The organism is Ruegeria sp. R14_0 (genome assembly GCF_017743975.1).
Taxonomy (GTDB): domain Bacteria; phylum Pseudomonadota; class Alphaproteobacteria; order Rhodobacterales; family Rhodobacteraceae; genus Ruegeria.
This window is the reverse complement of sequence record NZ_JAGHRC010000008.1, coordinates 70,783-84,340: the sequence shown is the minus strand read 5'-3', so window position 1 is coordinate 84,340 and position 13,558 is coordinate 70,783. Positions and strand designations below refer to the sequence as shown.

At 60.8% G+C, this 13,558-nt stretch carries 9 protein-coding genes; 4 read left to right on the top strand and 5 right to left on the bottom strand.

Annotation, left to right across the window (positions count from 1 at the left end):
- Window positions 1-42: 42 nt before the first annotated feature.
- The 5 genes from J7416_RS18850 to J7416_RS18825 form a co-directional block, all read right to left on the bottom strand.
- Entirely contained in the window at window positions 43-2,043 is a 2,001-nt protein-coding gene (locus tag J7416_RS18850; protein ID WP_209226981.1) for a type IV secretory system conjugative DNA transfer family protein, read from the bottom strand.
- Window positions 2,044-2,051: 8 nt separating this feature from the next.
- Complete coding sequence (locus J7416_RS18845) at window positions 2,052-4,385, bottom strand: relaxase/mobilization nuclease domain-containing protein (RefSeq protein ID WP_209226979.1); 2,334 nt, start codon at window positions 4,383-4,385, stop codon at window positions 2,052-2,054.
- Complete coding sequence (locus J7416_RS18840) at window positions 4,372-4,965, bottom strand: helix-turn-helix domain-containing protein (protein ID WP_209226978.1); 594 nt, start codon at window positions 4,963-4,965, stop codon at window positions 4,372-4,374. The genes J7416_RS18845 and J7416_RS18840 overlap by 14 nt, the downstream gene beginning before the upstream one ends.
- Before the next feature lie 517 nt (window positions 4,966-5,482).
- Window positions 5,483-5,689: a hypothetical protein gene (locus J7416_RS18835; protein WP_007120662.1), complete on the bottom strand. Its 207-nt coding sequence runs from the start codon at window positions 5,687-5,689 to the stop codon at window positions 5,483-5,485.
- Between the two features lie 1,670 nt (window positions 5,690-7,359).
- A complete protein-coding gene (locus tag J7416_RS18825) occupies window positions 7,360-8,289 on the bottom strand; it encodes a DUF2493 domain-containing protein (RefSeq protein ID WP_209226976.1) in 930 nt (309 codons plus the stop codon).
- A gap of 710 nt (window positions 8,290-8,999) precedes the next feature.
- Between J7416_RS18825 and J7416_RS18820 the strand changes: the two genes are divergently transcribed.
- The 4 genes from J7416_RS18820 to J7416_RS18805 are packed head-to-tail and all read left to right on the top strand — an operon-like array spanning window position 9,000 to window position 13,539.
- Window positions 9,000-10,235 carry a nucleotidyltransferase gene (locus J7416_RS18820; protein WP_209226975.1) on the top strand — a complete coding sequence of 412 codons (1,236 nt, stop codon included), beginning with the start codon at window positions 9,000-9,002 and terminating at the stop codon, window positions 10,233-10,235.
- Window positions 10,232-11,977 (top strand): ThiF family adenylyltransferase, encoded by a 1,746-nt coding sequence (locus tag J7416_RS18815; protein WP_209226973.1) that lies wholly within the window; start codon window positions 10,232-10,234, stop codon window positions 11,975-11,977. Before J7416_RS18820 ends, J7416_RS18815 begins: the two co-directional genes overlap by 4 nt.
- The gene (locus J7416_RS18810) at window positions 11,955-12,425 is read left to right on the top strand and encodes a Mov34/MPN/PAD-1 family protein (protein WP_209226972.1); all 471 of its coding nucleotides are present in this window, start codon (window positions 11,955-11,957) and stop codon (window positions 12,423-12,425) included. Before J7416_RS18815 ends, J7416_RS18810 begins: the two co-directional genes overlap by 23 nt.
- Window positions 12,426-12,444: 19 nt before the next feature.
- The gene (locus J7416_RS18805) at window positions 12,445-13,539 is read left to right on the top strand and encodes an SAVED domain-containing protein (RefSeq protein ID WP_209226971.1); all 1,095 of its coding nucleotides are present in this window, start codon (window positions 12,445-12,447) and stop codon (window positions 13,537-13,539) included.
- Window positions 13,540-13,558: the final 19 nt, after the last annotated feature.

Below are 13,558 nucleotides of genomic sequence, written 5' to 3'. Positions count from 1 at the left end.
AGTTTTCCGCCCCTCCCTGACAGACACGCGATGCCCAACACGCTATCGAGCAACCAGCTTTTCGCCATCCCCCTCCCGCAGCATCGCTTCCATGTCGTCCAAGCCATCGACATTAGAGCGCATCTGCGCCTCATCACCCAAGCCCACAGCCTCGGTCTCCGCGACCTGGCCCCCAAAATCCATCTCCATCTGTCGCTGTTCCTCGGCGATAACGGCTTGAACGACCGGCGAAGTTTTCTTTGGAGCGACATCAGTTTTCCCTGACGATTGGCCATCAGCAGCCTGGCGTTCGGCCTCAACATCGGCCTCGGGTCCGCCTGACCCGTTCGCTGGCGGTGTCATCGGCATCGCGCGCATGCTCAGCGGCAGCGCGTCTTGCGAGCCCCCTCCCTCCGGTTCCGGAAACGGCAACTCCCCGGCCTGCGCCGCGTGGATCGCCTTGAAGAGACGGTCGTCGAAATACTGGATCCGCTTTGCGCGGACCGGCATCTGGGCATCGATCACCATGACGATCTCGTCGAGCGGCAGACGGCGGGCCTCGTCTTCGGGGAGCAAGGAGCTTTCTTCAGTCCGGGTTGATTGGCTACGGCCCTCGAAGGGGTTTTTGCCAATGGACTGCGAGCGCGTGATGACGGTCTTCGTGGTCTTGCCGACAGCCTTGCTGAGCTCTTCGACGGTCTTCTCATCCGAGGGCGTGAGATAAAGTTTCACGCCCGCGTTGCCCTGCAGCGCACGGCGGGTGTTTTCGCCATAGATTTCATCGAGGGCGGGGATCGTTTGCGTGACCACGGCCAGATGTCCACGATAGGTCCGCAAGGTCTCGATGCTCTCGACCACGATGGGCATCTTGCCGAGGCGATTGAACTCGTCGAGCATGATCATTACGGGCCAGGGCTCATCCGGCCCGGGATCCTTTTCCTGCATGGCGGAGAGGAGATCGGAAAAGAAGAGCCGGATCAGCGGCGCGAGCGGCTTCACCATCAGCGGCTGGACCACCAGATAGACCGAGAAGGGCTTCTTGCGGATCGTCCGGAAATCGAAATCCGAGACCGCCGTCGCCTCATCGATGGCCGGGTTCTGCCATTGATCTAGCCCCGAGGTCATCAGGAGCGAGACATAAGAGGTCAGCGTGTCGTTGTTGGTTGAGGCCAGACGCGTGAAGATCAGCTTGGCGGCCCTGTTCTCCACCTCGTGGCCGCGCGCGAAATACTCCTTCTGCTTGTTCCCGCCCGAGGCCGCGATGCGGTAGATTTCGCCCAGTGTCGGACGTTTGCGCTGGAATGCCAACAGGCCTGCTGCCACAAAGAGATCAATCCCGCCCTTGAGGAGGCCCTGCACCCGGTCATTGTCGCTTTGCAGGAAGAGCGTCGCCAGGAGCTGCAGTTCCATCTGCTGGCGCGCGGGATCTTTCAGCTCAAAGATGCGCAGGAGCGGGTTGTAGCGATGCGTGCGTTTGCCCTCCCAATCGGTGGGGGCAAAGCGATAGACCTTGTCGCCCTGGGCTGCGCGGTGCCGGGCCGTGGCCTCGAAACACTCGCCCTTCACATCGAGCGTCACGGCGGAGCCTTGCCAGGTCAGCAGGTTCGGAATGACAAAGCCCGTGGTCTTGCCACGGCCCGTGGGCGCCACGATCAGCGCATGCGGGAAGACCTTGGAGCAAATGTAGTTGGCGCGGGAGCCCGGCGGCCCCAGCTTACCGAGGATGAACCCGGTGCCGGGCGCCCCGAAAAAACCATTGGCCTTCATCTCGCGCGCAGACTGCCAATGGGTCTGACCAAAGCGTGTAAGGGCGGACCCTGAGAGGGCGAGGCTCAGCATCAGGCCGGCGGCGGCGAAGCTACCGATGATCAGGTGAATAAGTTGCGCGTCCTCCGGGCGGCGATCGCGGATCGCCAGATAGTTCTGCGCGATATAGGCAAAGTCGATCTCGGCCACGAAGCCGAGATTCTGGTAGGTCAGCACCGCCGAAGCGATGGTATAGCCCATGGCCCCGGTCACAAGCGTCACCAGCAAGACGCCGGTTGCGATCCGCGCCTTTCCCATGGGCGCGCTCAATGGACCTGACCCCGCTCGGTCTCGCCATCCACGTCTGTCGCGCGGTGTTTTTCATACTCAGCATCGGCCAGTTCATCGACCACCTGGCGCAAGGCCTCAGTATTGGCCGTCGCGGCATCGGATTGCAGGTAGACCTTGGCGACATAGAGCCGGTCGAGACGGTCCTCAAGAACCTTGTCCAGCGCATCGGCATCGCCGGATGTGAGCCGCTCGATTTGGCGGTCATCCAGCACCCGCGCGATCTCCTCGCGGAAGGCGTCCCGCTCCGCCTCAGTCTCGAAGGGCGCGGACAACTCCCCCGCCCGCTCATGGTCCAGAACACGCGCAATCTCGTCTGCAAGGCGGTCGGCACGGTCAGACTGCGGCGCAGTTTCACCGCGGGCTGCGAGGGGTGCGTCGCGCGTGCCAACCGCAAGCCCCTCGCGCAACTCGTTGTCGCGGCGAACCTGATTGATGGCCTCCGTGTCGCGTATCTCGACGACGGCCGCATAGGTCGCTCCGAGCCCACGGGCAAGGTGGGCCGGCATGTCCGGATAGCGCGCGCGCAAGTCATCCGTGACTGCATCTGCAACGGGCGTACGGAGGTCGCGTCCCTCCATGATGCGGTCGACTTCGCGGGTGATCGCACTGGCGCGGGCCGCATCGGTGATGGTCTCCCTGTAGGGTTCAGACCGGTCGATCACATCGCTAGGGCGTGCGAGCAGATCCGGGTGTGCCTCGAGATATGCACGCTGCTCCGTCTCGATGCGGCGCTCCGCCCGTGAGACAACCTCCCAGTCCCGGTCCTCGATCTGCTGCGCGGTCAGGCCGTCTGCGCGCATCTCCTGACGGATTGTCCCTTCCATCGCCCGGACCGCGTCCCGGTGATAATGGAACCGCTCGCTGATCGGTTCCGCTTCTATGACGCCATCCCGGCGCAGCACGTTCTCGCGCTCCAACAGCGTGCCAAGTTCCACATGCACGTCATTGAGAATGTCGCGGGCCTGTTCCAGATCGGCGCGGCGCTCGAGGTTCAGATCCCGCGCCTCAGCCACTTTGGAGAGATCATCGGCGATCCACTGATGCTCGAGCGCTGCATTTGAGGCGCCCGTCTCGATCCGGGCCACCACTTCCGATGTGCTGATCCCCGTGCCCCGCAGGGCCGCGTCGATCCGCGACCGCAGTCGCGGCTCTGTGAGGCGCTCCAGCTGGCTCTCTTGGATGTTTACCTCGGAATAGACCCCGCCCTCCGAGGGCGCCTCTGACAACGTGCTCGAACGCAATCCGAGAGGCTGCATGTGCTGGACCTGCGTCTGGATCTCGATGAGGCGTTTTTCCAGCACGGGACGTTCCGCGTCAGACTTCTCGGCGATCATGCCCTGCACCCGCGCGAGCTTCTCCGCATAGAGGCTTCTCAGGTCCTCGAAGCTCTGATCCTCGGCCATATACACATCTCCTGTTCGATCCACCTGCCCGCCCCGCGCCAGCACCTCGCCCGCGCGGAAGAGGGCTGCGGCAATATCTTCGCGGGCCTCCCGAGAGGCTTCCGCGGCAAGCGAGTGGTAGACAGTTCTAGTGTTGGCGATCTCCGCTAGCGTCCACGTCAGGTCGGCCCCCACGCGTTCGCGCTCGCGGGGCGCGCGCCCCTCTTCTTTCGCCGCATAGACCTCGCGGGTAGTGGCGGGGTAATGCACAACCCCGCGATCCACCCGCCGCGTGGCTTCCAGGCGTACGCCATACTTTTCCGCCTCCTCGACCATGGCGAGGCGGAAATCGTCATAGTTGAAGCGGTGGTTGCGCCCCAGATAGAAGAACTCGCCTTCCTGCGAGCGGCGGTTGAGCACCAGATGCGCATGGGGGTGATCGCGGTCCTCATGCACCGCGATGATGTAGTCGAAATGCCCCGCGTCGGTCTGGAAGAACCGCTCGGCCACATCCGTCGCGATGTCGCGCACATCCTCCCCGCGCGTGCCGATGGGGAACGACATGAGCATATGGGTCGCCTGGCCCAGCTTGGGCTTGAAGCCCGCATCCCAGCGCTTCGCAAAGCGCTCGGTGAGGTCCTTGATGTCGCCCGCCTCGAGCTTCGTCTTGCCATCCAGGAACCCGCTACTGTCCACGATATGGGTGGACTTGGTGGTGAGGTAATCGAGCTGGTTTGCGAGCTGCGATTTGGTATGCGTGCCCCCGCCCCGGATCGCCTTGAAGACCGCTGGCCGATGCCCCGCAGCCGCGCGCACAAGCTGGCTCTGCTTGGCCACGTGCAGCCCTTGCATCGAGCCCCGGACGCGGCTCCAGCCATCCCGGAAGACCTCGCCCGTAACGGCATGGACAGCATCATTCAGCCGCATGGGCAAACTCCCTCAGCGCGGCCGTGGCCTGCAGCTGCATGGCATCGCGACGGCGGCGCAGGAGCAGGTCGATCTCGTCAGCAGAATCCAGGATGAACCGCGCCAGCCCGCGCATCTGCGCGAGGCGCAATTCGGTGAACTCGGCACTCGTGCCGCCCACGGCCCCCTGCCCCATCCGGTTGGCCCGCGTCATCTGCTTGGCGATCTGCGCGACCCCATTGCCGACCTCGTGCAGAGAGGCGCGGTAGCGCGCCATCTCTGTTGCTATCTGTACGTCCGGAACGAACACTCCGCCAGCCGCTTGGATGAGCCGCCGCAGACCCTCGGCCCGGCTCTCAATCCCCGCCGCGGCCAACACTTCATCGAGCGCCTCAAGCTCCGCAGCCGTCACCTTCACGCTGACAGCGGAGACCGGGATCGCGGCATCCGTCTGGCGCTCGGCATCAGCTTTGAGCGTGTACTGGATCGCCCGGGGCGACACGCCAAACCGCTCCGCCAACACGGATGTAGACACACCTTCCGCAGCCTCGCGAACGATCTCCATGCGGTCCGCATCTGTGAGACGTTTTGAGCGCGACATGCGAAGAAAGACCCCCTATTTCCTGCCACCTTCCACCAAGGCTGCCCCTACATTACGATAATATACCTAGCTGTCAATTATATACTTACGTCGCATTCAGGCTCAGGCAGCCTTGGTGTCCGCTTCACGCCGCGGCCCGCAGGGACGCGGCTCTGCCGCCCTCACCACCGGGCAACCCACCTGTCCTTGGGGTCCCGTCCGCCAGCCCCGCCCGACGGCCTGGCCGAACGCCACGTGTTCGGACGGAACCGCGGGCGGGCGCAAACCCCACCGACAGGGCGGACAGGCAGGGTCAAGGAGGGCCAGATTTGGGTCCCCAAATCTCTGCCGCAAAAACCGGGAGGCCCTGGCCGATAGGTTTTTGTGGATGGCCCCCTTGAGGCTGACTGGCCGGTCTGTCGCGACCTGATCATTCCGGGGGGAGTGCGTCCGTTGAACGCGCAGGGACCGGCATCCCTGGAACAGGGACAGGGCCGCCCCAAGATCGTCCCGGGGCGGCCCATCCTCGTCAGAGGATTCAGTCCTGGGGATCTTTCGCGCTCGGTGGGAACATCACCAGCTCCGAGACCGCGACCGGGAAGTCGAGCTTGAGGCTGAAGAACTCCGAGCCGTCCCCGTTGCGGGTGTTGCGGAACATCGCACCCACGCGCTGAAAACGGGTGCGCTCCTGGCCATCGGTATCGGTGAACTTGACGGGGACGGTGGCGACGTAGTGGTTGGTCATTTGGGTTACTCCTTGTTGCGATGGGGATCACCCGGCACGGGGGCAAGAGGCCCGGTCGCAAGCGCAAATGCGGAGGGTCCGCGGCCAGCCGTGGAAGCCGTATTTGTGCTTGCCGAAGCGTGAGCTGAGGGCACGAACGGGCCGACCCCGTGCGATCCACATCCATGAGCAAAAAGGAGAGACCCGAATTTGTGCCACCACTTTGAAGTCGCGATCGCACCCGACGATACCGATCTGAGGTGGCTTGGTTCGTTCTGATCCAATGCATCTGGATAATGATCCGTCACGCGCACCACACAGCGGGTCAGCGTTCTTCAGCCGCGCGCGAAGATTCGTCGTCTGTGTTGGGTGAGTGCCCCTGCTATCGGCACCAGGGTTGAGGGGGTGGGGGACAGCTGGTGCGGCCACATCGGTATGGCACGGCCAAACCTTCAGCAATGAGCGTACTGCCCACGTCCCGACCGTCAACGAACAACGAGCCACAAAGCCGCCCGAAATTGCATCGATCCGTGCCTTCAGTCCCGGGCCGGCAGGAACAGGTCACGCGCTCAAATTCAATTGACGCCGCACCCTGCACCAATTGACCAAGGCGCGCTGTTGCCTGTTCCCCGACCTGGCGCTCTGCAGTGCAGGATGGTCTCCATGTCTCAGGCGCGTTAAACCCGACGAGACGTACGTTCGCTGTCATGCCTCGAATATCAATCGTATCACCATCAATGATCCGCACATCGCTGGCTCGAAGCGACCGGTCGTGCGAGGCGGGTCGCTCTGCAGGTGGCGCGGCCGGCGATAGGAAACTGGAAGACATCCAGCCCACTCCCAAGTTAGACCGAATTTGGGTCCATTGCCCTTCATCGCGAAGCATTTCGACGCGAGTCCCTTCGCTCAAGACGCCCATCACAGCGTTCGCGGTAGACGGCTCAGAACGTTGGTTGACACGTGTCCCTGTCACATAGACGTAAGTGGTGTTTGTCGTTTGCGATGTGGGAATTGCTGACGGACTGTAGGGCGTGGATCGTGAACTCGACGTCTCAAACAATGATCCAACCAATGCGAAGAACCCGACAGCAATAACCAGCGGCACCATGATTTGGCGTTGAGCCTTTCGCACAGCACGCCGAGGTGCGGTGATTGCGCGGCTCACGGAGATCGGACGAGGTCTCGCCTGAACGACTCTGGAGCTGCGCTTTGGTGCTGGTTTCGAAGTGCCGTCGTCGGCAGCTGCCCTTGTCTGGGCCGGTTTTTCCCCTTCCAGTTTCAGGACTTTGTGCAGGCTGGCGTACTGAGCTTTGCTCAGGCGCGTCTCCGTCCCGTGACGCTCAAACCGTTCAGCCATGTTTGTGAGAAAAGACACTTCCCAATCGTTTGCCTGCCCGGACCGCAAACGCGCATCAATGCGTGATTGGATCTCTTTGGTGCGTTCCGGAGAAAAAGGCATCTAGGAAAAACCTGGGCGGGTGTTGATCGGTGCAACAAATGTCTTCTGCCGCACGGCCACATTAAGCTGTATTTGCATAGAGATACCATCTAGCCATTCCCGAAACCAGATTGGCCGGACTACGATCACCAAGCCTGTCGATGCCCATTGTTGGAGTTAACTGCGACACCACCGATGTTCACACACTTCTGGGAAAACGGTGAAAGGGCCGCCCGAAGGCGACCCCCTCTCTTCAATCCTGCGACGCCTTCTTCGCCGGGTCCGCAACCCGCATGACCGTCAGGCCTTTCGCTTCCGCCTTCTGCCCGAGGTTCAGCGCGACCCCGTTGCCGCCGAAGAGAACAACCCCCGTCGCCGCGAACTTGTCGTCCAGCATTTCGTCGTTGCACTTGAACGGTGCCGCCCGGCCATGCGCGGACCAGCGCGGATCGAAGCGCGCCTGCGCGACCCCGCGTGCCCGGGCCCACCGAGCCGCAATCATCTCCGCCCCGTGCTTGCCACCCTTGTGGCAGAGGAAGATCTCCTGGTTGCGGTTCTGCTTGATCCGCTCGCGAACCTTGTCGAGCGTGTTGAAGATCACATCGACATCGGTCCAGTCGGTGGCGCCTGAGACGATCAGGGGAACCCCCTCGACTTTCGATTTCTCGGCGGTCTCGCGGTCGTGCTGCTCCAGGAGCTGCCGCGCCTCGAAGACCGCCCCGGTCTCTTGCGCCCGGACGCTTGCGCGCGAACCGGCTGCCGGGATGAAGGCGTGGCCCGTCTCGATTTCGTAGCATTCCGCCGCTGCCTCGCTCATCACCTCGATGGCGCTGACAATCTCGCGCAGCTGCAGAAAGCGCGCCTGCGCCTCTTCGAGCGCGGTCTCGGCGATTTCCGATCCGTCGTGGGATTTTGCCAGCGCGCCGATCTTGTCGGCGGTGCGGTCGACCTCCTTGCCAAGCGCCACCTTGCGGCGCTGCAGGATCGTCGCGAGCCCATGGGCCAGCGGTTCGATTTCCGCTTCAAGCCCGGTCCCGCGCAGCTGCCCGAGCAAAGCTTCGAAGCTCTCGCGGATGATGTGGTCGGTCAGGACGTGATCCTCGGGGATCGGGAGCTGTGCGTCCTTCTCGGTCAGCCCGAAAAGTTCGATGGTCTCGTAGGTATTCGCGGTGTCGTAAGCCATGTCTGGTCTCCAGTGTTCGGTTCCAAGGCCACCACGTGAGTGTGGGGGCATGGCCGAATGCCTGGTTTCCGAATCTGCCCGGGTCAGGGACGGCTCAGCCGCCGGCTTGCCGGGCGCAAAAGTTTTCTGCGCGCAGCAACTGACACATGCGCGCCCTCACGCACGGGACCGCCCCAAGCCACAGGCCCCGTCCTCGCCGAAAAGTTTTGCGATCCTTGACGCGGGCTGATTTGGGGGCCATCCGGAGGATATGCTTCCGCACTCATGTGTGTGTGTTTCGACGGTAGGTTTGCCCGACCCGAGCAGGCAAACGGCCCGACCGGACGCGGGAGACGGATGGAGCGCCGGGATCGTTTTGCCACGCAAAACAGACCAGAGCGCAATCCGGCGGAGCGGCCGGGGAGGGACGTGCTCGCGAGGCGGGCAAACCGGGGGCCTGGGTGCGACGCCGCGGTGAGGCCGCATGGCCGAATGCGCGACGGACCGAAGGGCCGTTCGCCCCTGCGACACGCGAAGCCGAGCAGGGAGGCTGGAATGTGAAGGGTCAGGTCAATGGCAAAGTGCACATGCAATTGTAGCGTAGCAGTTCGTCGACGACTGTAATCGCACCTGCAATCCTCCGCAGGATCGGCGGATTCCGGACCTTAAGAGCGTTGTAATCCGCCTACCAGAAACACATATCCTAGGACAACTTAGAGGGAAATTTGAGCATGGCTGTCACGATCACAAAGCAGGCTGAAGCATATCTTGAAGCTTTGGCAAAGGCGCTCGAAATTCCGTCGGCACGCTATGAACAGGCCGAAAAGAGCTATAAATCACTCGGCGACTGGCTGCATCGGGACGCGTCCAGTGTTCGGGATCATGATCCAGACATCTTTGTACAGGGTTCCTTCCGGCTTGGCACGGTCATCAGGCCAATATCTGACGATGAAGAGTATGATGTGGACTGCGCCTGCTCGCTCACAAGTCTCAGCAAGTCGGACCTGTCGCAGCACGATCTGAAGGACATGCTGGGTGAGGAAATCAAGCTTTACCGTGATAGCAAGGGCATCAAGAAACCTGTGCACGAAGGCCGACGGTGCTGGCGCCTCGAATACGCCGATGGCGCGCAGTTTCATATGGATATTGTGCCTTGCATTCCGAACGCTGAGGACCAGCGCTTGCTGCTCGAGGCCCGCAGTCTCGATGCAACCTACGCCGACACTGCCATCGCCATTACGGATAATGAGGTAGCGGCGTATGACGTCATCACGGACGATTGGCCGCGCTCCAATCCGCGTGGCTACGCGGAGTGGTTCAAATCGCGCATGGGCGATGTCTTCCTTCGCAGGCGACAGCAAATCTTGGAAGAGGTGCGTGCTGAGGGTGTGACCGCCAGCGTCGAAGACATTCCGACATACCGCGTTCGCACGCCGCTGCAGTCCGCCATCATGATTTTGAAGCGGCACCGCGACACCATGTTCGCGGACGATCCCACCGACAAACCAATTTCGATCATAATCTCCTCGCTCGCCGCGCACGCCTACCAGGGCGAAGAAACGATTGGATATGCACTGCTATCGATCCTGAACCGGATGGAGGAGGCCATCGAGCATGACGGGACGAAATACGTCATCAAGAACCAAACGGACGCGCTTGAGAATTTCGCGGACAAGTGGGAGGAGCATCCGGAGCGTGCTAGCGCGTTTTTCGAGTGGTTGAAGCAAGCACGAGAGGATTTCTCCGCCGCAAGCCGCCTAGTCGAACACCGGCGAATGTCGACAGTGCTGGCCGACCGTATGGGGCGGCACCTCACCGATCAGGTCAGTGACGCTGCGTTGCAACCAACGCAGCCAGGTTCGCCCGGCCTTGTGAAAGCGGCGGGGGTAGCCTCCGCGGCCTCTGCCCCTAGCGTTTCCTTTGCAGATGCACCTCGTACTCCCAAAAAGCCTGATGGTTTTGCATGACTTGGTGGCTGCTACAGCATTCAAGACTGGGCAGCGAAAAGGCCGCCCTCGCTGAACTCGAAAGCGGCGCGGATTGGCTATCTGTCGAGAACTGGCAGGCCAACAGTGATCTTGAAATGTGCGTCGCTTTTGCCATCACGCATGGCACCAAACGCTTTGTTTTTAGGATGCGGTATCCGAGCATCTTTCCTGATGCTCCGCCGATGATTTTCACAGACGACGCATCGCAGATTTCAAACCATCAGTACGGGGCTGACGGCGAGCTTTGTCTCGAACACCGCCCGGACAACTGGCATCCTTCGATTACGGGCGCTGATATGGTGGCAAGCTGCCAGCGCCTGATTGAAGAAGAGCAGCCCGAGACCGGCGATATCGTGCATGCGCGATCCGCACACACCGTCTCTCTCGGACGCGACCTTCGCTCACAGTCTTGTCGGCTCTTGATGAGCGAGAGGGATGTGGCCGCAGTCAACAGCCTGCCGGACCACCAAGAAATCGAGTTCACGTTTTCAGAGCGGAAGACGTCAACCATCTATGTCGCCTCACTGACGCGGATCGGGTTGAAGGATAATCCCATTTGGGTAAGCGACCTGATCCTGCCCGAAGGATATGCGCAGGAAACTGGGACTGTTGTGCGGGTGCCGGGCGCCAGGGATTCTCGTGCCGTTACCGCAAAAAACCTGGGCGCCTTCCTAGACGACCAAGATCTTGGTGACCTGCGCAGTCGCTTGCTCGAGACTGATGCGTTCGCCCATTTGCTCTTGGGTGACGAAGGTAAGTGGGAACTGTTCTCGATCTTCGGCAAAGCAGACGACCGAAAAATCATTCCGTACAAGACTGTGATGGTCCCGGCCGCGCAACAACGCTTGCCAGACGAGTTCAAGGTGCTCGCCGACAAGACCGTTGGAATCGTTGGATGTGGCTCCGTTGGGTCGAAGGTTGCGGCAAGTCTTTGCAGAACTGGTGTCGGCAAGTTCCTCCTGATTGATGAAGACATCTTCTTCCCTGGGAATGCGGTGCGCAACGAGTTGGACCTGAGTATCACGGGCGCGCACAAAGCGGTTGGTCTGCGCGAGCGACTCAAGAACTTGGCTCCTGAGGTCAGTGTCAGAGTATTTCGCATGACACTTGGCGGCCAGGAAAGCGCGGCGTCGATGGTCGGCGCGCTTGAGGCACTTGGCGACTGCGATGTGCTCATAGACGCCACCGGGTCGCCCACCGCATTTAACATGATTGCGTCGATGGCCACGCGCAAAAGCAAGCCAATGGTCTGGGCTCAGGTGTTTGCCGGGGGAATTGGAGGCCTTGTCGGAAGAGCGCGGCCCCATGTCGATCCAGTGCCGCTCCTGGCACGGGTACAGATTGACAGGTGGTGCGAAGATCAAGGCGTTGAGTGGATCAGGCCGGATGATCCAGAGCGCTATGGCGGGCAAGGCGCTGACGGGAGTCCGATGGTGGCTGACGACGCTGAGGTTAGTGTCGTTGCCGCGCATGCCAGTCGCTTCGTGATCGATCTGCTGGCACGCCCGGACAGTAGCATCTTCCCTTTCTCTGCATACGTGATCGGCCTCTCATCGGAGTGGCTCTTCGACCAACCTTTTGACACACGGCCAATCGATTTGATCCCTGCTGGCGAATGGGGCGAAAAAGTCGAGCCGCTTGATGCAGACTCTTTGGTTGAAATTCTCAGGGCTCACTTGCCTCCAAGGGAGGACGCCGATGCAGTTGCAGTTGCCGATTGATGTTCTGCGACGAATGCGACGCCATCTTCTTAAGTCAGGATCACGTGAGATCGGCGGGATCTTGATGGGCGAAGAAATCGGCGACCAAGAGTTCCAGATTGTTAATTTCAGCGTAGACACCTCCAGCGGGACGCCTTCCCAATTTGTGCGCGACGCCGATCAGCATGATGAGGCCCTCTCGGCCTTCTTTGAAAGAACGGGCGGAGAGTACGGTCGCTTCAACTATCTGGGTGAATGGCACAGCCACCCAAGCTTTAGCGTGCACCCCAGTCTTCAAGATATGCATGCCATGCAAGATCTCGTCGACGGCTATGGAGGCGTTGATTTTGCCGTGCTCTTCATCAGTCGGCTGAGATGGTATTGGCGCTTTGAATGCAGCGCGCATCTCTTTGTGCGCGGCCATTCACCGTCCGTGGTAAGCGTCACACGCGTGGAGTCGACCCCTTAGAAGAAAGACCTATTCAGAAATGCTAAGACGACACTTCGATAACTTTCTTACCAAGCTCATCGACTGGTGGTTTCGCGTCGCAACGATCGAGCGGTTTCTGATCGGAACGGGCGTAGGTCTATTGATCGCGATCTTTGGCGGCGTGCCCTTGATCCTTGAGTTTTTGCGATTTGCACTTGGGGCCCTTCCAGAAGGCGTTGTCCGATTTGAAGCCGCACTCGAGACCATCGATGTCCTCATCTTTGGAGTCGCGCTCCTTCTCATAGCCGCCGGCCTTGCATTTGCGGCCGCCAGATTCGTGGGAGAGGCCCAAGCGCGATCGAAGTTGCGGAACATCGTTATCGAGGCGCGCGGTTTGCGGGACGACGACGGCAACCCACTGGCAGACAAGGTGGCGAAACACCAGAAAGGCACAGTGGTACCCGTTTTGCTGGACTTGAGAAACAGATTGGACGGTCAGGTGATAGCGCCAGAAAGAGCCCTGCAAGAGATAACATCAATGCACCGATCTGTTTTGCAGAACAAGAAGGATGGAGACAGAGCTGATCTTAGGACGATCTATGGCGGGCTGACATCGGTCCCCTACACTTTCCTGACGGGCGTGTTGCTCGACGATGAAGGAAGCATCATCACGTATGACTGGGACCGCGCTCAGGAAGCATGGCGCAAAATCGAAGGCCCTGACGACGGTGCTCAATTTCATGTGGACGGGGTCGAAGCAATCGGTGGTGCGCCAGAAGTCGTGTTGGCAACGGCATTTTCATATCCGATCCAAGATGACGACTTGGCGACGACTTTTGACCTCCCAAGGATCAGACTTAACCTTGATGGCATGTCATCGGACGGACACTGGTCGCAACAAAAGCAGAACCGCCTAGCCCAGGAATTTCTGGAGGTCGTGAAGAACCTCGCTGGGAAAGGCGTGAAGCGGCTGCATCTGGTGCTGGCCGCACCGAACAGCGTGGTTTTCACATTTGGTAGGCGCTACGATAAGCGGAACCTGCCCGAAATCGTAGTTTATCAGTATGAGCGCGGCGAGCCTGTCGCCTATCCGTGGGGTGTATCCATGCCCGTCGCTGACCTTGACGAAGCCAAAGTAGTCTATGTTGGGTGAAACTCTTGAGGCGCGGGAT